The organism is Pseudomonas sp. ok266, from assembly GCF_900110195.1.
GTDB classification, from domain to species: Bacteria; Pseudomonadota; Gammaproteobacteria; order Pseudomonadales; family Pseudomonadaceae; genus Aquipseudomonas; species Aquipseudomonas neuropathica.
On sequence record NZ_FOCU01000001.1, the window covers coordinates 740,415 to 762,821 of the forward strand.

Sequence of the window (22,407 nt, forward strand, 5' to 3'; positions counted from 1 at the left end):
CTTTGCTATGACGGGTCGGAGCTTTACCCTTGCCGCGTTCTTCCGCTGTACGTTTCAGTCATTTCCTGCCATCACTGCTGTTGTTACTAGCGGGGTTGGCGGCTGCGTACGTCAAAGACCTCAGCGTGTTCTTCACTTCGCTGTTCAACGTGTTGCCGACGTTGGTGCTGTTGCTGGGCGGCGCGTATTGCGCGGTTTATCGCCGTCAGCGCGAGCTGTTTCTGATGCTCACGGTGTACATCGCCTACTTTCTGCTCGACACCCAGACCGACTATTACCGCGACAACGGCAAGGTCCGCGAAGACGCTGCGGTGGTCTTCCACCTCGTCTGCCTGCTGTTGCCGTTGTTGTTCGGCTTGTTCGCCGCATGGCAGGAACGTACACACCTATTCCAGGACATGGTCGCGCGTTTCGCCGTGTTACTGGCCTTTGGCAGCGTGGCATTGGGGCTTGAGCAAAGTTATCCCCAGGCATTGCTGATGTGGCTCTCGGAAATTCGCTGGCCGGCGCTGCACGGCGCGTGGATGAGTTTGATCCAGCTCTCGTATCCAGTGTTCATCTCGGCGTTCCTGCTATTGGCCTGGCAATACTGGCGCAATCCACGTCCGCTGCATGCGGCGCAATTGGTTGGCCTGCTCGGCGTGTTCTGGATGCTGCCGAAAACCTTCATCCTGCCGTTTACCCTGAACATCATGTGCAGTCAGGTGATGTTGATGATCGCCGCCGCGGTTGCGCACGAGGCTTATCAGATGGCCTTCCGCGACGAACTCACCGGTCTGCCGGGCCGTCGCGCGCTCAACGAACGCATGCAGCGCTTGGGTCGCAACTATGTATTGGCGATGAGCGACGTCGATCACTTCAAGAAATTCAACGACACCCACGGCCACGATGTTGGTGACCAGGTTTTGCGTCTGGTCGCCAGCAAACTGTCGAAAATCAGCGGTGGCGGTAGGGCGTATCGTTATGGCGGTGAGGAATTCGCCCTGGTGTTCGCAGGCAAAACCCTTGAGGAGTGCATGCCGCACCTTGAGGTGATCCGCGAGTCGATAGCTTCTTACAACATTCAACTGCGCAATCAGGAAAACCGTCCGCAGGATGATCAGCAAGGTCGGCAGCGCCGCGCCGGCTCTGGTGCTTCCAGTGTTTCGGTCACGGTCAGCATCGGTGTTGCTGAACGAGTGGAGCAGCGCAACCCGGAACAAGTGCTGAAGTCCGCCGACGAGGCGCTCTATGCCGCAAAAGGCGCGGGGCGTAACTGCGTGATGGCATACGGACAAAACCGCCGTGGCGCGGTGCGCATGGACACGGCCGCAGGTTGAGTGATGACGGCGCATTCAGCGTCTGCACAATGATTGTGGGGTGTGGTGGCCGGCAGTAGGTTGGAGAAATCTGCTGACGGAGAAGCCACCATGCCTGAGTACAAAGCTCCCTTGCGCGACATGCGCTTTCTGATCGATCACGTCTTCGACTTCCACAGCAATTACGCCGCCCTTGGCGCGCACGACGCCAGCCCGGACATGATCAACGCGATCCTCGAAGAGGGCGCGAAGTTCTGTGAGAACGTTCTGGCGCCGCTCAATCGCAGCGGTGATGAAGAGGGCTGCCATTTCGACAACGGCGTGGTGACAACGCCTGCAGGCTTCAAGCAAGCCTTCGCACAATACGTGGAAGGCGGCTGGCACGGTCTGGCGGCGGATCCGGCTTACGGCGGCCAGGGTTTGCCGAGCTCGCTTGGGCTGGTGATCAGCGAGATGGTCGGCTCCAGCAACACTTCCTGGGGCATGTACCCAGGCCTGACCCACGGCGCGATGTCGGCGATCCATGCCCATGGCAGCGCCGAGCAGAAAGACACCTACCTGAGCAAACTCACCGCCGGGCAATGGACCGGCACCATGTGCCTGACAGAAGCCCATTGCGGCACCGACCTGGGGATCATCAAGACCCGCGCTGTGCCTCAGGCTGATGGTAGTTACGCGGTCACCGGCAGCAAGATTTTCATCTCTGCCGGCGAGCACGACATGAGCGACAACATCATCCATCTGGTGTTGGCCAAATTGCCCGACGCTCCAGCCGGGACCAAAGGGATTTCGCTGTTTATCGTGCCGAAATTCTTGCCGGATACGGCGGGTGAAGCGGGCGAGCGCAACGGTGTTTCCTGTGGTTCGATCGAACACAAGATGGGTATCAAGGCTTCAGCCACTTGTGTGCTGAACTTCGATAGCGCCAAGGGCTATCTGATCGGTGAGCCGAACAAGGGCCTGAACTGCATGTTCACCATGATGAACCACGCGCGGCTAGGCACCGGCATGCAGGGTTTGTGTCTGGGCGAAGCAAGCTTCCAGGGCGCGATCAAATACGCCAACGACCGCTTGCAGATGCGCGCGCTGACCGGCGCCAAAGCCCCGGATAAACCTGCAGACCCGATCATTGTCCACCCGGACGTGCGGCGCATGCTGCTGACCATGAAAGCCTTTAACGAAGGCAATCGGGCGCTGACCTACTTCACCGCGCAGTTGCTCGATGTCGCGCATCTGGGCAGCGATGCCGAGGCGCGTCAGGAGGCCGAAGACTTGTTGGCGTTTCTCACGCCGATCTGCAAGGCCTTCATGACCGACACTGGCCTGGAGGTGACCAACCACGGCATGCAGGTGTTCGGCGGCCACGGTTTCATTCGCGAATGGGGCATGGAGCAACTGGTGCGCGATTGCCGGATTGCACCGATCTATGAAGGCACCAACGGCATTCAGGCGCTGGACCTGCTCGGACGCAAGGTGCTGGGCAGTCAGGGCAAGTTGCTGCGCGGTTTCACCAAAATCGTCCATAAGTTCTGCTCAGCCAACGCTGAGCACCCGCAGCTGGGCGGTTTCGTTGCGCAGCTCAATGAGCTGAACCAGCAGTGGGGCGACCTGACGATGAAGGTCGGCATGGCGGCGATGAAGAACCCGGATGAAGTGGGCGCGGCGTCGGTGGATTACCTGATGTACAGCGGTTACATCATCCTTGGCTATCTGTGGTTGCGCATGGGCCTGGTGGCGCAGGCGCAACTGGAGGCGGGCGAGGGCGAGAGGGATTACCTGCGCGGGAAATTGGCGACGTGCGAGTTTTACTTCAAGCGCTTGTTGCCGCGTACGGCGGCGCATCGTGCGGCGATCGAGGCGGGCAGTGATTGCTTGATGAAGTTGCCGGCTGAAATGTTTGCGCTTTAAGGAAGATCAAAAGATCGCAGCCTGCGGCAGCTCCTTGGGACCGAGTTTTATCTGGAGCTGCCGCAGGCTGCGATTTTTTGTGGTGACTAAAAATAACAAATCGGTCACCGGTTGACCCTATGTGTCGCAAAAGTTGTTGAGGTACACTCGGGCTCAGAAAACATCATTCCACGAATCACCTGTTTAGATCTTGCGAGGTTTGCCATGGCTGACTACAAAGCGCCGCTGCGCGATATGCGCTTCGTCCTCAATGAAGTGTTCGAGGTCGCCAAACTCTGGGCCGAACTGCCGGCACTGGCCGAGACCGTCGACGCCGAAACCGTTGAAGCCATTCTCGAAGAGGCCGGCAAAGTCACCAGCAAAAGCATCGCACCTCTGAGCCGCGCTGCCGACGAAGAAGGCTGCCACTGGAAGGACGGTGCCGTCACCACGCCGGCCGGTTTCCCACAGGCTTATCAGACGTACGCTGAAGGCGGCTGGGTTGGCGTCGGTGGCGATCCGCAATACGGCGGCATGGGCATGCCCAAAGCCGTGTCGGCGCAAGTCGAAGAAATGGTCAACTCCGCCAGCCTGTCCTTCGGTCTGTACCCGATGCTGACCGCCGGCGCCTGCCTGTCGATCAACGCTCACGCCAGCGAAGAGCTGAAAGCCGCGTACCTGCCGAACATGTACGCTGGCGTCTGGGCCGGCTCGATGTGCCTGACCGAGCCGCACGCCGGCACCGACCTGGGGATTATTCGCACCAAGGCCGAGCCTCAGGCCGACGGCTCCTACAAAGTCAGCGGCACCAAGATCTTCATCACTGGCGGCGAACACGACCTCACCGAAAACATCATTCACCTGGTGCTGGCCAAGCTGCCGGACGCCCCGGCCGGTCCTAAAGGCATCTCGCTGTTCCTCGTGCCGAAGTTCATGGTCAACGCCGACGGCAGCCTCGGCGCGCGCAACCCGGCGAACTGCGGTTCGATCGAACACAAAATGGGCATCCAGGCGTCCGCGACCTGTGTGATGAACTTCGATGAAGCCGTGGGCTATCTGGTCGGTGAGCCGAACAAAGGTCTGGCCGCGATGTTCACCATGATGAACTACGAGCGTTTGGGCGTCGGCATCCAAGGTCTGGCCACCGGCGAGCGCTCCTATCAGAACGCCGTCGAATACGCCCGCGACCGTCTGCAAAGCCGTTCGCCGACTGGCGCGCAGAACAAAGAAAAAGTCGCTGACCCGATCATCGTCCATCCGGACGTGCGGCGCATGTTGCTGACCATGAAAGCCTCGAACGAGGGCGGCCGTGCGTTCTCCACCTACGTAGCGATGCAGCTCGACACCGCCAAGTTCAGCGAAGACGCCACCACCCGCAAACGTGCGGAAGATCTGGTCGCGTTGCTGACGCCGGTGGCCAAGGCATTCCTCACCGACCTGGGTCTGGAAACCACCGTGCACGGCCAGCAGATTTTCGGCGGCCACGGCTACATCCGCGAGTGGGGTCAGGAGCAACTGGTACGTGACGTGCGCATCACCCAGATCTATGAAGGCACCAACGGCATTCAGGCGCTGGACCTGGTCGGGCGCAAGATCGTCGGCAGCGGTGGCGCTTTCTACAAGCTGTTCGCTGACGAGATCCGCCATTTCACCGCGACGGCCAGCGCCGATCTGGGTGAATTCACCAAGCCGCTGAACGATGCCGTCGACACTCTCGACGAGCTGACCTCGTGGCTGCTGGACCGGGCGAAAACCAATCCGAACGAAATCGGCGCGGCTTCGGTCGAATATTTGCAAGCATTCGGATACACAGCGTACGCCTACATGTGGGCATTGATGGCCAAAGCTTCGCTGGGCAAAGAAGCGCAAGACGATTTCTATGCCAGCAAACTGGGCACCGCGCGCTTCTACTTCGCCCGTTTGCTGCCGCGTATCCACTCGTTGAGTGCGTCGGTGAAGGCCGGTAGCGAGTCGCTGTTCCTGCTGGATGCGGCGCAATTCTGATGCGATGACGTCATGTAAGCATTCTCTTACATGACGTGCTGCTGTTCTCCCATATGCGTAGATTGGATCCACGGCTAATCTACATTTCATGGACGTCGCGCAGGAAGCGCAAAGCAACAACACGGACACGTAGGATTCTGCCAGGGTGGCGGAGTGAAATGGATGTCAGGGAAACAGTCTGCAAAGCCCCGCTTCGGCGGGGTTTTCTTTTGCCTGAAGAAAAGTGCTCAGACCAGAGGATCTCTCTCTGGCCGCACTTCACGCTCCATCACTTCCTCCAGCAATGTCTGCAATAGCGCCAAAGGTGCCTGCTGGCGCTGCACATCGCGACAGACCAACCCAACTTTCAGCGGCACGCGCGGTTCGCTCAGCGGTTTCCAGAGCAGATCCTGATCGTCGTACTCCTTTTGCGAACGCCCCGGCAGCACCGTCGCCAGTTTGGTGTGCGGCAGACTGTCGAGTATCCCCACCATATTGTTCAGTTCGGCCTGCACCTGCGGGCGTCGTCCGAGGTTGGTCAGTTGCGCCTGCCAGATCTGGCGGATCTGAAACTCTTCGCCCAGCAGCAACATCGGCAGTTCAGCCGCCTGGCGCATCGAAACTTTCTTGAATTCACGCAGCGGATGATCCGCCGGGATAACCAGCGTCAGCTCATCTTCGTAGAGCATCACGCCGTGCAGGCCGGGTTGGCGCGGCGGCAGGTAACTGATGCCGATGTCCAAAGAGCCGTTGAGCAGCCGCCGCTCGATCTCAAGTCCGGTCAATTCATAGATCTGCACCACCAGATGTGGCTGTGCCTTGCGCACCCGCTCAAGCATTTGCGGAACGAGACTGGTGTGAACCGTTTGCAGCACGCCGATTGCCAGCGTGCGCAAGGCCTGGCCCTTGAAGTTGCCCAATGCCTCACGCGCCCGCTGCAATCCGTCGAGCAGCGGCAAGGCGTGGTTGTACAACGTGTGCGCGGCGAGGGTTGGCAGCAGACGCTTGCTGCTGCGCTCGAACAGGGTAACGTCGAGGTTCTGTTCGAGCTGGCGGATCTGCTGCGACAGTGCCGGTTGCGAGATCGACAGGCGTTCGGCGGCGCGACCGACATGGCCTTCTTCGTAGACCGCGACGAAATAACGCAGTTGTTTGAAATCCATAAGTAATGCTTATCGAAAATGCTGGTAAATCGAAATGGCCTGCAGGCCTCAGTGAGCCTAGTCTAACCGCATTCACAAGGCTTACAGGGCCAGAAAGCGCGATGAATAGCGTTCGCTTCGACAGTGTTTGCATAGGCAGTTCAAAACACCTTAAACGCGGTGTTTTTCAATGAATCTGTTCAGTTTGCGGCGCCAGACGCCGAGTCTTGATGACCTCGCCTTTGAGGTTGATCCTTCTGATATCAACGAAAATCTGAGCACCGAACGCCTGATGCCCAGCGTCGAACGGCCGCAACAGGTGTTCGTTCGTGGTCAGGGTTCCTGGTTGTGGGACAGCAACGATCGTGCGTACCTCGACTTTTCCCAGGCCGGTGGCGCGAATAGTCTTGGTCACAGTCCTTCGGCATTGGTCAAAGCCATCAGCAGTCAGGCGCAGGCACTGATCAATCCCGGCTTCAATCTGCACAATCGCGGCATGCTCAGCCTCGCCGAACGTCTGTGCGCCAGCACCGGTAGCGATCAGGCCTATCTACTCAACAGCGGCAGCGAAGCCTGTGAAGCGGCGATCAAACTCGCGCGCAAGTGGGGCCAACTGCGTCGTGGCGGCGCCTCGCGAATCATTGTCGCGAAGCAGGGTTGCCATGGCCGCAGTCTGGCGACGATTTCTGCCTCCGACAGCTGCAACCTGCACAACCGTTTCGCGCCGTTGCTGCCGGGTTTCGATCTGGTGCCGTTCAACGACTTGCCGGCCCTGCACGCGGCGGTCGATGCGCAAACCGTGGCGATCATGCTTGAACCGATCCAGAGCGATGCGGGGGTGGTGCCGGCGACCGGGCATTATCTAAAAGGTGTTGAACGTCTGTGCCGAGAGCTGGGCATTCTGCTGATCCTCGACGAAGTACAAACCGGCATCGGTCGCTGCGGCACCTTGCTTGCCGAACAGTCCTATGGCGTACGCGCCGATATCGTCGTGCTCGGCAAAGGCCTTGGCGGCGGTGTGCCCTTGGCGGCGCTGCTGGCGCGAGGCAAGGCGTGTTGTTTCGACGCGGGTGAACTGGGCGGCACGCATCACGGCAATGCGCTGATGACAGCGGCTGGTCTCGTGGTGCTCGACAGCGTGTACGACTGCAGCTTCCTGCAGCAGGTCAACGATAATGGCCAGCATCTGCGCGAAGGCCTGGCCCGATTGGCGCACCGCTACGACAACGGCGAATTGCGCGGCCAAGGCCTGTTCTATGGTCTGACCCTGTCGGACGATTCCGCCGATGCTGTGGTCCATGCAGCCCAGCACGAAGGCCTGCTGCTCAACGCCCCGCAAGCCAACTGTTTGCGCTTCACCCCGGCGCTCACTGTCAGCAAAACCAACATCGACGAAATGCTCCTGCGCCTGGGCCGCGCGTTCTCGCGAGTGCGCACCGCGCAACTGCAATGCCGTAAAGGGATTGCCGTCTGAGCTGAACTTTCCTACCCGATTTCCAGAACCGTCTCGCGGTATAACGCACGCCCCACGCCTGATTCTTTTGGCGTGGGGCGTTTTTTTGTGAGGTGATGGCGATCAAATGGCAGTTGCACTGAACCCTGACGAACGGCGCAGGTCGATTAGCTTGTATGGCTCATGTGAGCCAACCCCCATTCAGGAGCTGACCCATGGACTTCATTCGCATCATCATCGCCATTCTGTTGCCGCCACTGGGTGTGTTTCTGCAGGTCGGGTTTGGCGGGGCGTTCTGGTTGAACATTCTGCTGACGTTGTGCGGGTATATTCCGGGGATCGTGCATGCGGTGTACATCATCGCCAAGCGTTGAGTACTGCTGCGCCAAGTAGATAGCTTTCGCGAGCAGGCTCGCTCCCACAGGGGATTTGTGAACAACACAGATCCAATGTGGGAGCGAGCCTGCTCGCGAATGGGGCAATTCGGTTTTGAACGGGGCGCGGTGCTCAGTCCGCCAATCCCATCACCCGCCGATAGAACTTCCACTCCTGCTCCAGCGCATGCGCCTGATTGGCCGCGCGGCGGAAGCCGTGGCGTTCGTCGGGGTAGTAATGCGCTTCGACGGGGATGTCGTTCTGCTCCAGCGCCGTGACCATGTCGCGGGTCTGTTGTGGCACGACCACGGCATCCAGCTCACCCTGAAAGAAAATCACCGGTACGCGGATATTGTTTGCGTGCAACAACGGCGTGCGGGCGGCGTAGCGTTCGGCGTCTTGCTCGGGATCGCCGATCAGCCAGTCCAGATAATCACCTTCAAATTTGTGCGTAGCCCGAGCCAATGCAACCGGATCGCTGACGCCGTACAAACTCGCTCCAGCGCGGAAGACTTGCTTGAACGCCAGCGCACATAACGTGGTGTAGCCACCTGCGCTGCCGCCACGAATGAATGCGCGATCACCGTCGATCAAATCCTGGCCGGTGAGATAACTCACCACCGCACAAGCATCCTCGACATCCACCTCACCCCAGCTCAGATGCAAGGCCTGCCGATATTCGCGGCCATACCCGCTGCTGCCGCGATAGTTGAGATCGGCCACGGCGAAGCCGCGTTGCGTCCAGTATTGAATGCGCGGGTCGAGCATCGGGTAGCAGGCCGATGTCGGGCCGCCGTGGATGAACACCACCAGCGGCGGGTTTGTCTCGCCGCTCATGGCCGGATAAAAGAACCCATGCGCTTCGCCCGAACCGCTTGGGTAGCACAGGGTTTGCGGACGGCTGATGCGCTCAGCAGGCAAGGGCGCTACGCCACCCACCAGCACGTTCACTTCTCGCGTGGTTCGATCAACGGCGATGACCGCCGAAGGACTGATCGGTGAGGCGGCGATGCAGTAGATAAATCGCTCATCCACAGCGAGATGACGGAAGCGGCTGTAGTCACCAGTGAAATCTTCGTCACCGAGCGTCAGGCGACCAAAACCACCTTCGCTCCAGCTCGCCAAAAACGCATTCTCAACAGGCAGCCAAGTGCAGCCGCCCAGTTGCCACGGTGCCGGCGCGTGATCGGCTTGCGCAGCAGGCAATGGCTCCAAACCGTCGGAAGTCTCAGCCCACGGCTGCCAGAATCCACCACGATCGGTCAGGCAATAAAGGCGATTGTCGGCATCGAATCGTGGTTGTTGGATGGACTCTTCAAACTCGGCGCCGGCAACGCATCGCGGCGAACCAAAAGCGCTATTGGTCGAACGCTCAGCCACCATCAACCGGGTCGACGTCCACGGCTGATGCGGCCGACTCCACTCGATCCAGGCCAAACGCTGGCCATCCACACTGATGATTGGTGCCGCATAAAAATCCGCGCCCTCAGCCAACAAATGTCGACGGCCATCAGCCAGATCAATCGCCACCAGCCGATGCTGATCCAGCTGTTCTTCAACTGCCAGAACCTGGCCGTAGGCAAAATGCACATCGCCGTAACGGCATTCGCCCGACGTCAGCGCCTCTGGCTCACCACCCAGCGTCTGGCGATACAACTGCTGATCCGCCTCAGCAACGAAAACCACCCCATCGGGTGTCAGACAAAACGCACCGCCGCCATATTCGTACACGCGACTGCGCACGCTAAAACCATTCGGCGTCAGACATTTCGCCAATCCATCGCGCCAATGCCAGATCCGGCAGGCGGCATCTTCAGGACGATATTCATTCCAGAACAGCCCATTGGCACCGAGCTGCAGTTCGGCAAAGTCCATCCCGGCAGCGACGGCTTGCGAGGCGCTGAAAGGCTCAGCCTTTGGCAATGAGGCGCGAGTTTCGTTCATTGCGGAAGGCCAGTTGTTCGATGGTTTGAGTGGCAGTCTCGGCTTCTTCGCGGGCCTTGAGAATCACGCCGTGATGTTCGGACTTGCTGCACACCGGGTCGGCATTGCTCGCATCACCGGTGAGCATGAACGCCTGACAGCGGCAGCCGCCGAAGTCTTTTTCTTTCTCGTCGCACGAACGGCACGGCTCGGGCATCCAGTCGTAACCACGGAAGCGGTTGAAGCCGAACGAGTCGTACCAGATGTGCTGCATGCTGTGATCGCGCACATTGGGAAATTGCACCGGCAGCTGTCGGGCGCCATGACAAGGCAGGGCGGTGCCGTCCGGTGTGACTGTCAGAAAAATACTGCCCCAGCCGTTCATGCAGGCCTTCGGGCGTTCTTCGTAGTAATCCGGGGTGACGAAAATCAGCTTGCACGGATGCCCTTCGGCTTCCAGCTTCGCGCGGTATTCGTTGGTGATGCGCTCGGCACGGACCAGTTGCTCTTTGGTCGGCAACAGACCGACACGATTGAGCTGTGCCCAACCGTAAAACTGGCAGGTGGCGAGCTCGACAAAATCCGCTTCGAGCGCAATGCACAGCTCGATGATGCGGTCGATCTTGTCGATGTTGTGCCGGTGGGTGACGAAGTTCAGCACCATCGGATAGCCGTGGGCCTTCACCGCGCGGGCCATTTCCAGCTTCTGCGCGAAGGCTTTTTTCGAGCCGGCGAGCAGATTGTTCACTTGCTCGTCACTGGCCTGAAAACTGATCTGGATGTGATCCAGGCCAGCCTTCTTGAAGTCGCTGATTTTCTGCTCGGTCAGGCCGATGCCGGAGGTGATCAGGTTGGTGTAGAAACCCAACTGCCGCGCTTCATGAATCAGCTCGGCGAGATCCTGACGCACCAGCGGCTCGCCTCCGGAAAAGCCCAGTTGCGCCGCGCCCATCTCCCGCGCTTCGCGGAACACTTTGATCCACTGTTCGGTGCTCAGCTCTTTGCCCTGCTCGGCGAAATCCAGCGGATTGGAGCAGTACGGGCATTGCAGCGGGCAGCGGTAGGTCAGCTCGGCGAGCAGCCACAGCGGCAGGCCGACTTCAGGCTTGGGCGGCAGATCAGGCAAGTTCGATCCAGTGCTGCGCACGGGCAACCTCCATGAATTGCTCGATGTCGTCACCGAGCTCGGGCACGCCGGGGAACTGCTCATCGAGTTTGGCAATAATCGCCGCAACGTCGCGTTCGCCGTCGATCAAGCCGCCGATCAGCGCGGCGCTGTCGTTGAGTTTGATCATGCCTTCGGGGTAGAGCAGCACGTGACCTTTCTGCGCCGGCTCGTACTGGAAGCGGTAGCCGGGACGCCAGGTCGGGACTTTGCTGCGGTCGAAACTCATAAGGTGATTCCTTTATGCCAGACGCGTTGTTCGGTGACGCTGTGATACGGCGGGCGGTTCAGTTCGTAGGCCATGCTCATGGCATCGAGCATGCTCCAAAGAATGTCGAGTTTGAACTGGAGAATTTCCAGCATGCGTTCCTGGCCTTCGCGGGTCTTGTAGTGCTCAAGCGTGATCGCCAGACCATGCTCGACATCACGCCGGGCCTGACCGAGGCGGGTGCGGAAATATTCGTAACCGGCCGGGTCGATCCACGGGTAATGCTGCGGCCAGCTGTCGAGGCGCGACTGATGGATCTGCGGCGCGAACAGTTCAGTCAGCGAGCTGCTGGCGGCTTCCTGCCAACTGGCCCTGCGGGCGAAGTTGACGTAGGCATCGACGGCGAAACGTACGCCGGGCAGTACCAGTTCCTGGGAGCGCAATTGATCCGGATCGAGGCCGACCGCTTGACCGAGTCGCAGCCAGGCTTCGATGCCGCCGTCTTCGCCTGGGGCGCCGTCATGGTCGAGCAGACGTTGAATCCACTCGCGGCGGATTTCCCTATCGGGGCAGTTGGCGAGGATCGCCGCGTCCTTCAGGGGGATGTTCACCTGATAGTAGAAGCGGTTGGCGACCCAGCCCTGAATCTGTTCGCGGGTGGCGCGGCCTTGGTACATCGCCACGTGGTAGGGGTGGTGGATGTGGTAGTAGGCGCCTTTGGCGCGCAGGGCCGCTTCGAATTCGGCGGGGGACAGCGGGGTGTCGGTCATTGCGGTTCTCCGGGGAACAACCGTTGGAATCCTGGGTGTTTATTCGGACGCTTTCGCGAGCAAGCTCGCTCCCACAGGGTTTGTGAACGCCACAGATCCAATGTGGGAGCGAGCTTGCTCGCGAAGAGGCCGGTGGCTACAGCACAATACTCATGCCATCGAACGCCACTTCAACATTACGCCGGGCCAACTCAGCACGCTCCGGCGAATCTTCGTCGAGAATCGGGTTGGTGTTGTTGATGTGGATAAGCACTTTGCGCTGCTCAGGCAACTGCTCCAGCACTTCGAGCATGCCGCCAGGGCCGTTCTGCGCCAGATGGCCCATCTCACGACCGGTACGCGTGCCTACGCCACGGCGCTGCATTTCATCGTCATCCCACATCGTGCCGTCGACCAACAGGCAATCGCTGCTCGCCATGATTTCCAGCAACGGCGCATCGACTTTGCCCAGACCCGGCGCGTAGAACAATTTGCCGCCGGTGTTCAGGTCTTCAACGATCAAACCGATGTTGTCGCCCGGGTGCGGATCAAAGCGATGCGGCGAGTACGGCGGCGCCGCGCTGCGCAGGGGCAGCGGGGTGAAACGCAGGTTCGGGCACGCCGCCACGGTGAAGCTCTGGTCGAGTTCGATGCGGTTCCAGTCCAGCCCGCCGTTCCAGTGGGTAAGCATCTTGAACAACGGGAAACCGGTGCTGAGGTCTTCGTGAACCATGTCCGTGCACCAGACCTGATGCGGGCAGCCTTCGCGCAGGCTGAGCAGGCCGGTGGTGTGGTCGATCTGGCTGTCCATCAGGATGATCGCGCTGATGCCGGTGTCACGCAGGGCGCGGCCCGGTTGCATCGGGGCGAAGCTTTGCAGCTGCGCGCGGATGTCCGGCGAGGCGTTGCACAGCACCCAGTTCACGCCGTCATCGGAAATCGCGATGGACGATTGAGTGCGGGCCTTGGCATTCAGGCTGCCGTCGCGAAAGCCTGCGCAATTGACGCAGTTGCAGTTCCACTGCGGAAAACCGCCACCGGCGGCCGAACCCAGAATCTGGACGAACATGAACGCTCCATCATTTCTACGCGGAAAATAAAACGCCCCGGCGAGCCGAGGCGTTGCACTGCAATTCTACGTAAGCAGAACTCAGCGGCTGGCGAAGTACATGGTGACTTCGAAGCCGATACGCAGGTCGGTGTAAGCAGGTTTTGTCCAGGACATGGGTGTCTCCTTCAGGGTGGATGGGATAGCGCTGTCCATAGGTATAGTCCACGGCAGCGCAAAGATGTTCCAAATAGTTAGGCGGCTATGTTACTCAAAATTTCACCGGGTTTGCCCGTGAATATTCGAGAAAGCTCCTTGCAGCCTCGGTAATGATCAATTTGTCGTTTGCCATGGGTTACCGGGCGCGGGGTCGCTGGCGAGACAGAGCCAGCCGCCTTCGGCGTTGATCAAGCGCTGTGCTGCGTTAAACAACGCCTGGCGATCGAGTTGGCCAATGGCGGCGAGCAATTGCCCAAGATAATCCGACGAGTGGCCTGCGAGTCTGGCCTGCCAGAGCAACTCGGCAGCATCTTTGCTGGATAGATTGGCGTCGTCGAATTGATCCGCGAGGTTTTGCCGCCGCTGGTTGAGGCTGACCTCATCAAGTTGTTCGATCAGCGCGGGCATACCTTTGAGGAACTGTTGAATGTGCTCGAGCAACTCCGCAGGTCTGGCGCTCGGAGATTGCACACCGAACAGCAGGGCGGTTTGGCCATTCATCTGGCGAAGCGCACTGAACACCGCGTAGCCCAATTGCAATTCGACGCGCAGGCGCTGGTAGAACGGCGTCTGGCACACCTGCGCCAACAGTCGCCACGCGGCGTCCTCGACGATGTCGCGGCTGGCGCCGGGGCAGAACAACAGCACGGCGTGTTCGCTGGAGGCGGTATCGACATGGCGCCAGTGTTTTTGCGCGGTGATTGCCGCCGGCGCTGCCAGATGGTTGTCCGGGATGCCGGGAACCCGGCTCAGGGCCAGGCCCATGGCGGATTGGGTCTGTTGGCTCAGTCCCAACGCGAGGCCGTCCCAATGCGAAGTTGTCCACAGCTGTTGGGCGTCGTCGCTGGTTTTAGCTGATTCCAGCGCCTGTTCCGGCAGCGCTTTCAGCAACTGGCGAATGGGGATCAGCGGCGTTTCCGCCTCACTACGCAACGAATCGGCGTCAACTTGCGTCAGACATTTCAGCGCATGCTCCAGGACGCTGGGCATTGGCTCCTGCAGGCCATTGAGCTTGAGCAACCATTGATGCCCTGTGGTGCTGAAAGACAACTCGACTCCAGCCTCGCGCGCGTCTTGCTGAGTTTGCCGGAGACTGCGTTGCAATCTCGAGTGCAGATCAGGGCTGGCGGCAGACTCAACCTGCCAACGCAGATAAATCGCGCCTTCATCGCCGCTGTCCGGCAAGACCTGGCTGAACTGCATCGGCGAGCGTTCGCGACGGCCGCGCGAGCGATCCTGAGCAAATGTACGAAGGCCACGGTGGGCGCTGGTCTGGCCGCGAATCAGGCCCGCATTGGCGAGCGGTTCGCTGGCGCGCAGAAATGGATTGGCAGCAGGTAATCGCCAGTGGGCGCTGAAGTTATCCACAACACCGATTTCACGGAGCAGGTGTTTGAGGGCGCTGATGCCGCTGTCGGACAGCCCACTCTCTTGTCGCTCGCTGTCGACTCGTGCCAGTTGCAGCGCACCGCTGACTTGTTGCTGGCGCTGAACCAGGGCCATGTATTCCGCCCGCAGCGGCGTCCAATCCTGTTGCGCGAAGAAGCTCAGCCAATCCTTTGCGCGTTCGCTAATGACGTTCATCGATTCGGCTGGTGCGATGAATGCCAGATGCAGCAAGGCTTGCCCGGCAAAGCAGTACAGTGGTGCGGCTTTCACATCATCCGCCAGATTCTGCTCCTGCAGATGCGCCAGCAACCCACCGGGCTTGGCACTGTTCAGCCAGTGGCAGAGGAATGCCATTGCCTCGGCGGAAGACTCCGGCAAATCATCGAACGCAAACAGCAGATTGGCGCGTCGCTCAGCGGCCTGTTGATAACTTTTCACCGCCAGTTGCAGGGGCGCAGCCTGCACAATTTTATCCCCAGCCGGTAAAGCCGCTGCGAACTGCTCGGCCAGTGCACGCAGCTCTTCAAGGCTCTGCGGCCCCACCAGGCTCAAGCTCATTTGTCCGGTGCGATAGAACGGCTGGTGGAAATCCTTCAACGCTTGTTGAAACGCTGGCAATTCGACTTTCAGGCTATCCCGATTCCCCGCATGAAATCCGCGCAACGGATGCTCTGCCGGTAAACCCTCATACAACGCAAACTGCTGCTGAGCCGCAGGATCTTGCGACCAGGCGACAAATTCCGCCTGCAACACTTCTCGTTCCCGCAGCTGATCGTCCAGATTCATACGCGGCTTGGCGAGCATGTCTGACAGACGCTCCACCCCCTCGCTGAACGAGCGCGTCGGCAGCTCAAAGAAAAAGTCAGTGGTGCGTTCGCCAGTGCTGGCATTCACTTGGCCACCGTGGCGCTGCACGTAGGCCATCAACCCTTCGTCCGCCGGAAAACGCTCAGTGCCGAGAAACAGCAAATGCTCGAGGAAATGCGCCAGCCCGGGCCACGCCAATGGCGCGTCATGACTACCGGCAGCCACCCGCAGGGCAGCGGCACTGCGCTTGAGGCCTGGCACATGACGCAGGGTCACGCGCAAGCCGTTGGCCAGGGTTTCGGTGTGGGGGCGGGGGTGAGTCGGCGCAGGCATGGGCACTTCCAGAACAGTGAAGTGCCCATGCTAGCGGATTAGCGCTTGTTCAGCGCGCCGTAAAGCTCCGGGCGGCGGTCGCTGAGGTAGCGATTGGCCGCGCGGGAATCGACCATCAACTGCCGATCCAGTTCGCCGACGATCAACGCTTCGTCCAGACCGGCCTGAGCGATACGGCTGCCGTCAGGCGCGGCGATGCTGCTTTGCCCGCAATAATGGATATCGCCTTCATGGCCGCAGTAGTTGGCGTAGGCCACGTAGCATTGGTTTTCGAAGGCGCGGGCGCGTACGGAGACATCGGCGATAAAATCGAACGGAATCATGTTCGCCGTCGGCACCAGAATCAGCTCGGCGCCGTCGAGGGCCAGGCGTCGGGCGTTTTCCGGGAACTCCAGGTCGTAGCAGATCAGGAAACCGAGTTTCCAGCCGTTCAGTTCAACCACCGGAAAATCGCCTTCACCGGGGCTGAACATCGAGCGATCAAGGTCACCGAACAGGTGCGTCTTGCGGTAATTGCACAGGCGCTCACCGTTGGCGTCTATCAACTGCACGGCGTTGTAGATCTGCCCGTCCGCCGTGCGCTCGGGGTAACCGTAGAGAATCGCCAAACCGGCCGACTTGGCAATGCGGCCGATCTGTTGCGCCCATTCCCCGTTGTAGACCTCGGCCAGGGTGCCGACCGCTTCGGCGCCAATGTTGTAGCCGGTCATGAACATCTCCGGCAGCACCAGCAGATCGGCGCCTTTGGCCTCCATCGCCACTTGATGCAGGCGTTGCAGGTTGGCGGCGGGGTCCAGGGGCAGCGGTGGACATTGGTAAAGGGCTACACGCATCAGGGATTCCTCTTACTCGGGCAGGGCGATAGGGCCGATGTCTTTGAACACATCACCCGGGCCCGGGTTCGCTTTATGTGTCGAACCGCCGAAATGCTTCATGATCCCCCACACCGCGTTGAGCGATGTCTGCACTGCGCCTTCAACCCACGCCGGTGTCCACGACACATCGTCGCCAGCGATGAAAATCCCGCGCTGCTCGGCGGGCATCTCGTCCTGCATGAAGTGCGCGTACATGCGCTGGTTGTAGCGATAGTGGCCGGGCAGGGCGCCCTTGAACGCACCGAGAAAGTACGGATCGGCTTCCCACGATACGGTGATCGGATCGCCGATGATGCGCGCGGCGATGTCGACTTTCGGGTAGATCTTTTTCAGCGCGTTCAACGCCAGCTCAACGCGTTTTTCCACTGGGTGCGGAAGCATCTTCAAGGCGTCGCTCATCCACGAGTACGACAGGCAGATCACCCCCGGTTTGTCGTCGCCGTTGTCGAACAGATAAGTGCCGCGGGTCAGACGATCGGTGAGGGTCATGCTCATCAGGTCGCGGCCGGTTTCCGGGTCTTTGTCTTTCCAGAATGGCCGGTCGACCATCACGAAAGTCTTCGACGATTGCATATAACGGGTGCGGTCGAGGGCCATCCACATCTTCTGCGAGAACAGGGTTTCGTCGCATTCGATCTGGGTGGTCAGCAGCCAGCTCTGGCAAGTGGTCAGCACAGCGGTGTATTCGCGAGTGTCGCCATTATTGTCGGTGACCGCGAAACGGCCATCGGGCGCGTGAGCGATTTTCTTCACCCCCGAGCGTGGCGCACCACGGTGCAGGGATTTCAGGCTGGTGCCTTCCGGCCAGTGCACGCAACGCTCCGGCACATGCCGCCAGATGCCTTGTGGGACTTGCTCGACGCCACCGACCACCAGGTGCTGGTGATCGTCGCAGTTGGTCATCACCACACGAAAGATTTCCAGCATCGAGTTGGGGAAATCCGAGTCCCAGCCGCCAGTGCCGAAACCGACCTGACCGAACACTTCGCGGTGATGGAACGACAGTTTGGCGAAGGCCTCTGAGGTGGCGACGAAGTCGTAGAAGGTGCGGTCGTCCCACAACGGCACCAGCGTGTTCCACAGCTCTTTCAGCCGGGGCACATCGCGATCGCGGATGGCTTGCTGGATATCGGCGAACTGCGAGCCGGCTTCCAGTGCGTCCGCCCAGGCGTCAGCCACTTCCTGAAACAGTGCAGGAAGATCCGCCAGTTTTTGTGCGTAATGGGTTTTGCCTTCCAGGTCGATCACGGTACTGCCGGAGGCCGGCGTCAGCGGGTTCGGGAAAGGTTTGGTTTCCAGGCCGAGCTTGTCGACGTAGTGATAGAACGCGGTGGAGGACACCGGAAAACGCATGCCACCCAGTTCCGCGACGATGCCGTCAGTGCCGTTGAACGCTTGCGAGCGCAGACGCCCGCCGAGCTTCGAAGCCTCGTAGACCACCGGTTTCAGGCCGAGCTTCATCAGCTCGTAAGCCGCTACCAGGCCGGCGATGCCAGCGCCGACGATCGCCACTTCAGCGCCATGATGATGTTCAGGAATAGTGCCGAGACCGGCCGGGTGCTCGATCCAGTCGTCGAACGCGAACGGAAAGTCCGGGCCGAAAATGGTGACTGGTTTCTTACCGTCTGCAGGATGGCGATTGTTCTTGTTCATGGCTGACCTTGCTGGCGACCCGACGCAGGATGCGCGTCTGAGTATAGGAAAAGATGCCTGCCATTCTAGGGAGCGTGGAATACGTTAATAAGACGCAAAGTGTCGTCGTTTTGCCAGTTAGCAGATCAATATGACGATCAAAGACTGCATATGGACCAAAGTTTAGGAGGGGCCTGCTCGCGAAGAGGCCCTGAAATCCAGCCGAGAAGCCCGATCAAGACCTTAAACCGGCTGCCCCCGATCAATCTTGCTGCTCAAGATGATCGAAGTCGTGGTCTTCTCGACCCCATCTACACTCCCGATCTGATCCAGCAACTGGTCCAGCTGCTCCGGCGAATCGGTGCGCAACCACGCCACATAATCAAACTCGCCACTCACCGCACACAACTGCTGCACCTGCGCCATCGCACTCAGGCGGCGCAACACCTCTTTTCCGGAACGCGGCTGCACCTTGATCCCGACGTACGCCTGCAACCCGCCATCGACCACGCGCTGACCCAGGCGCACGCCATAACCGGTAATCACTTTGGCCTTTTCCAACCGCGCCAAGCGTGAAGTCACGGTGGTGCGCGCGATGCCCAACTGCCGGGCGAGCATGGCCACGCTTTCGCGGGCGTTGATCTGCAGGGCGGCGATCAACTGGCGGTCGATTTCATCAAGCACGGGCGTGCGGGTGTCGGGCAAGGGGGCGGCTCCATGGGTGTGGGGGCGGTGAGTACGCATGTTACAGACACTGTCAGCAACACGCTTGCAGGCGATGTTTGAATTGTTCACCCAAGAATCGATGCCATCGTTGCGCTGAAACAATACATCGGATATTTGATTTGACTTGGTTGGCCTATTTATCAAGAATGCCAGCAAGAGCGCGAAATCCGCTGCCTTGCAGGGCATTAGTGGACGTAGGTACCTCAGCGATGCTGCAACATCGGTGTAAGGTGAGACCTCTTCATCCCATTTCCTGAGGATGCAAATATCAGGATTCAAATATTAAGGGCAGCCAAATGGCTGCCCTTTTCTTTGTCTTCAAGAATGTACCGCTTGTACAAAAGCTCGCCTTGGCGGTGTTTGTTCATCGCTCTGGCGGGAGCGTGCATGAAGTTCCAGAGGACATGCCCGTTGCGCACATCGACCACGACAAGCATGTCGTTTTTTGCCTCGTAGGCGTTTATGAATGCCATTCGGTATCCGCCGGTATCGTAGAGAACTTTCCATACTTCAAAAGGTCCCGTCAGCGTATCTAAGGCATGTCGAACATAACGTTCTCGGGAATCTGGACGTTTCTCGACGATGTGGGCCAGTTTGTCTCTCAGGACCGCGACGTTCCCGATGGGCGTGAGGATGGTAACGGCCAATAATGACTCGTCGACAAACCCAAAGTGATCCGAGAGGATTTTGAGCGCGCCTTCTGCGTCCTCAGCCCTTTTTACCTCTTCTATTGCGGCTGACCGAAGTTCTCTCGATAAGGTTCTGAGATCGGGTAAGGCGAGGTCGATCCAGGTTTGCTGGTCGGCTGCTTCCTTTATCAGTGGCGCAGCATTCACGAGCATGAAATCGATCCTGGACGGGCGGAGGCGTCCGGAGATTACTCGTCTGGAGAAACGGTCAACAACGCGCGGAGAGGGGAGAAAACCTAGCTTTGGAACATTCCTACAGATCTTGCGGTTGTATTCCTAACAATGCCCTTCGTGCATTGCGCTCGCCAAGACGTCGAACCCTAATCCATCGCCCAAGAAAAAGCCGCGCATTTAGCGCGGCTTTCAATTTGGTGGGCCCACACGGACTTGAACCGTGGACCAAAGGATTATGAGTTGCTGGGCGAGCTGATATGCCTTGAGAAACCGTCCGTAGGTGAACGTAGGTTGGCATAGCTGGAGGCCCCGTAGTTAAAGGTGTTGAGCGTAATCTGGAGAAACTGACCTAAGCTGCGCACTGTACTGCAAAAGTACTCATCCTGTAGCGGCCTTTCTACCTTGTTGTGCGCTCGACGGATGGGAGCTTTTTACGGGATGGGCTTGGTTTACGCGGCTGGAGGCTGAGATGATCGCAGTTGATGGCTGTACGCTACCATTCCGTGTATTTTGATGGTGAACACGGATGCGTGGACGGGACCGATGTTGATCAGCGGGTTCTATGACAGGAAGTCAGATTCTCAGCAGAAAGAGTCTCTTCCATTTCAATGCTGCGGTTATATTCGATTATATAAACGCCAACTTTTTTGTGCGCGTATTATTATCGATCGCATACATCTTATGCGAGTTAACGTGTCAGTAGCCTCCACCGTGAACCATATAGCAAGTGATAACGGTAGCCAAAAAGCGCTGGAGAATCCAGGCTGTTCGGGGATAGGTAATTAGCTTTCCTGTGTGTCATTCTGTCTCGCAGTATTAGGTTTAAGGTGTGAATATATGAGTGGAGAAGTTGCAAATATTTCCGAAGTCGCAGTCAGGGTGACCAAGGATATATTTAAATGGTTTAAATGGGAGGCGACTCCTGTAATGGATGAGAACTTTAACTGCCATAAGGTAGAAAAGCACAAGCCGCCACCGAAAAAAAAGCCGGCTAAGGCTCCCGCAGTTTTAAACTATACCCATCCCGTTGATGTGGTTTTTAAGTATTTCGATCCCTATCTTAATAAGGTAGTAATGCTTAATACTGATTTAAAAAGTTATGCTAAAACAAGTATCAGCACGGCAAGTATCACTGGGGCTATAGAGTCTTTGGCTAAGACCATTGATTGTGCAAGGTCAAGTCCGGAGTGGCAAGGTAAATACATATTAGATTCTAGATCATATGAAATAAGAGGGTTGCTGTTTATATATAATCATGATGGCGATTATCATAATGATTTTCTTAAAATGATAGAGCCTATAAATACCGATAAAATAGGCCTTCAGGAAGGGCAGGTTTTGCACATTCTGGATGCGTTGAGGATCAGATATCTATATACGGTAGTGGCGGATATGAAAAATTTATACGCGGAGAATGAGTTTCCCATAAAAGACTATTCATTTTTCTATCCGGATCTTTACCTGCATAAATCTCATGGGGATCCAGATAACCTACCTGCGACTATAGAATTGATGTGCTCCCCCTATATGATTGTAAAGCATGGAGGTACTAGTCAAATTGATCCGTCAGAACCTGATTCAGGATCAGATAACGAAGGCTATATTATTTATTATAATCAAGATGGGTCGACTGAGCACGAATTTAGGTACTTGTTAGATTCGCTATCAAGATTTCAAATATTACGCGGTAAGTGTTCTATAAAAATTCGGGTTGCGCATCATAGTCCAAGCCCTGATATGCATAGCAAGTTTGAAATGGCAAAAAATCTATATTTGGCCGCTTGGGGGATGGACTCTTACAAAAGATCAGAATTGGAGCGGATAGAGTTTGAAATGGTGAATGTTACTGTTCCTAATTATATGCCTGGTCATTTGGCGTGGAGATATCAATGAAGAGTGGTCATCTGTACTACGCGTCAGATAAAGCAGTGTATGACGCGCTGCTTCAATATAATTTCAAAAATGCAGATATGAAGGAGTTGTTTTTGAGTCGAGGGATTTTGATCTCTCCTGATACTGAACGTGATACATCTGCTATGTACTTCAGTAGATTGAATCATGATTATTATGATCACCAGAAAATTGCGGGAATATTTGGTTCTGATAATAGAAGAGAGAGAAGCACCATAACCCATTTGGCTAACACTTTTAGTGAAAGTAAATTAGAGGTTGTAGCCCAAGCACTCAAAGAGAAGTTGGAGGAGACAGGCTCCGAGGTGAAGTTTGTGTGGGTTGGTAAAAAGATGGAGATAAGGATTAAATATGAGGATTATAATAGTAATAAATCTGAGTTTAAGCAAACGGTAGAGAGAGAGGGGGTGTTTGAGATTGA

At 57.9% G+C, this 22,407-nt stretch carries 18 protein-coding genes and 1 pseudogene; 7 read left to right on the forward strand and 12 right to left on the reverse strand.

Annotated elements, in window-relative coordinates; all coding sequences use genetic code 11:
• Positions 1–29 precede the first annotated feature (29 nt).
• The 3 genes from BMY54_RS03465 (at position 30) to BMY54_RS03475 (ending at position 5,189) form a co-directional block, all read left to right on the forward strand.
• The gene (locus BMY54_RS03465; RefSeq protein ID WP_093429947.1) at positions 30–1,319 is read left to right on the forward strand and encodes a GGDEF domain-containing protein; all 1,290 of its coding nucleotides are present in this window, start codon (positions 30–32) and stop codon (positions 1,317–1,319) included.
• A 90-nt stretch (positions 1,320–1,409) separates the two neighbouring features.
• Positions 1,410–3,206: an acyl-CoA dehydrogenase C-terminal domain-containing protein gene (locus BMY54_RS03470; RefSeq protein ID WP_093429948.1), complete on the forward strand. Its 1,797-nt coding sequence runs from the start codon at positions 1,410–1,412 to the stop codon at positions 3,204–3,206.
• A 204-nt stretch (positions 3,207–3,410) separates the two neighbouring features.
• On the forward strand, positions 3,411–5,189 hold the full coding sequence (locus tag BMY54_RS03475; protein WP_093429949.1) for an acyl-CoA dehydrogenase C-terminal domain-containing protein: 1,779 nt from the start codon (positions 3,411–3,413) through the stop codon (positions 5,187–5,189).
• Between the two features lie 227 nt (positions 5,190–5,416).
• On the opposite strand, the gene BMY54_RS03480 is transcribed toward BMY54_RS03475, so the two are convergent.
• The gene (locus tag BMY54_RS03480; RefSeq protein ID WP_093429950.1) at positions 5,417–6,331 is read right to left on the reverse strand and encodes a LysR family transcriptional regulator; all 915 of its coding nucleotides are present in this window, start codon (positions 6,329–6,331) and stop codon (positions 5,417–5,419) included.
• Between the two features lie 169 nt (positions 6,332–6,500).
• Here BMY54_RS03480 and BMY54_RS03485 point away from each other — a divergent pair, with 169 nt between their 5' ends.
• The gene (locus BMY54_RS03485; RefSeq protein WP_093429951.1) at positions 6,501–7,784 is read left to right on the forward strand and encodes an aspartate aminotransferase family protein; all 1,284 of its coding nucleotides are present in this window, start codon (positions 6,501–6,503) and stop codon (positions 7,782–7,784) included.
• 194 nt (positions 7,785–7,978) lie between these two features.
• Entirely contained in the window at positions 7,979–8,137 is a 159-nt protein-coding gene (locus BMY54_RS03490) for a YqaE/Pmp3 family membrane protein (RefSeq protein WP_003228885.1), read from the forward strand.
• Positions 8,138–8,270: 133 nt separating this feature from the next.
• On the opposite strand, the gene BMY54_RS03495 is transcribed toward BMY54_RS03490, so the two are convergent.
• From BMY54_RS03495 to BMY54_RS03545, 11 genes are all read right to left on the reverse strand, one after another.
• Positions 8,271–10,082, reverse strand: a complete 1,812-nt coding sequence (locus BMY54_RS03495) for a S9 family peptidase (protein ID WP_093429952.1) — start codon at positions 10,080–10,082, stop codon at positions 8,271–8,273.
• The gene (pqqE, locus tag BMY54_RS03500; RefSeq protein WP_016983158.1) at positions 10,048–11,187 is read right to left on the reverse strand and encodes a pyrroloquinoline quinone biosynthesis protein PqqE; all 1,140 of its coding nucleotides are present in this window, start codon (positions 11,185–11,187) and stop codon (positions 10,048–10,050) included. Before pqqE ends, BMY54_RS03495 begins: the two co-directional genes overlap by 35 nt.
• The gene (gene pqqD, locus BMY54_RS03505) at positions 11,180–11,455 is read right to left on the reverse strand and encodes a pyrroloquinoline quinone biosynthesis peptide chaperone PqqD (RefSeq protein WP_007910068.1); all 276 of its coding nucleotides are present in this window, start codon (positions 11,453–11,455) and stop codon (positions 11,180–11,182) included. Before pqqD ends, pqqE begins: the two co-directional genes overlap by 8 nt.
• On the reverse strand, positions 11,452–12,204 hold the full coding sequence (pqqC, locus tag BMY54_RS03510; protein WP_093429953.1) for a pyrroloquinoline-quinone synthase PqqC: 753 nt from the start codon (positions 12,202–12,204) through the stop codon (positions 11,452–11,454). Before pqqC ends, pqqD begins: the two co-directional genes overlap by 4 nt.
• Positions 12,205–12,340: 136 nt before the next feature.
• The gene (gene pqqB / locus BMY54_RS03515) at positions 12,341–13,252 is read right to left on the reverse strand and encodes a pyrroloquinoline quinone biosynthesis protein PqqB (protein ID WP_093429954.1); all 912 of its coding nucleotides are present in this window, start codon (positions 13,250–13,252) and stop codon (positions 12,341–12,343) included.
• 81 nt (positions 13,253–13,333) lie between these two features.
• Positions 13,334–13,408 (reverse strand): pyrroloquinoline quinone precursor peptide PqqA, encoded by a 75-nt coding sequence (gene pqqA, locus BMY54_RS03520; protein WP_003422658.1) that lies wholly within the window; start codon positions 13,406–13,408, stop codon positions 13,334–13,336.
• Between the two features lie 156 nt (positions 13,409–13,564).
• Positions 13,565–15,979 carry a pyrroloquinoline quinone biosynthesis protein PqqF gene (gene pqqF, locus BMY54_RS03525; RefSeq protein ID WP_093429955.1) on the reverse strand — a complete coding sequence of 805 codons (2,415 nt, stop codon included), beginning with the start codon at positions 15,977–15,979 and terminating at the stop codon, positions 13,565–13,567.
• 38 nt (positions 15,980–16,017) lie between these two features.
• Positions 16,018–16,812 carry a carbon-nitrogen hydrolase family protein gene (locus BMY54_RS03530; RefSeq protein ID WP_093429956.1) on the reverse strand — a complete coding sequence of 265 codons (795 nt, stop codon included), beginning with the start codon at positions 16,810–16,812 and terminating at the stop codon, positions 16,018–16,020.
• A gap of 12 nt (positions 16,813–16,824) precedes the next feature.
• Positions 16,825–18,507, reverse strand: coding sequence for a flavin monoamine oxidase family protein (locus BMY54_RS03535; protein ID WP_093429957.1), 1,683 nt, complete (start codon positions 18,505–18,507; stop codon positions 16,825–16,827).
• Between the two features lie 222 nt (positions 18,508–18,729).
• Positions 18,730–19,191 (reverse strand): Lrp/AsnC family transcriptional regulator, encoded by a 462-nt coding sequence (locus BMY54_RS03540; RefSeq protein ID WP_093429958.1) that lies wholly within the window; start codon positions 19,189–19,191, stop codon positions 18,730–18,732.
• Between the two features lie 296 nt (positions 19,192–19,487).
• A complete protein-coding gene (locus BMY54_RS03545; protein ID WP_093429959.1) occupies positions 19,488–20,054 on the reverse strand; it encodes a PBECR2 nuclease fold domain-containing protein in 567 nt (188 codons plus the stop codon).
• An 858-nt stretch (positions 20,055–20,912) separates the two neighbouring features.
• Here BMY54_RS03545 and BMY54_RS03550 point away from each other — a divergent pair.
• Entirely contained in the window at positions 20,913–21,968 is a 1,056-nt protein-coding gene (locus BMY54_RS03550) for a PD-(D/E)XK nuclease domain-containing protein (protein WP_093429960.1), read from the forward strand.
• Positions 21,965–22,407 (forward strand): annotated as a pseudogene (locus tag BMY54_RS03555) (hypothetical protein); the annotation flags it as partial. The gene BMY54_RS03550 and the pseudogene BMY54_RS03555, both read left to right, overlap by 4 nt.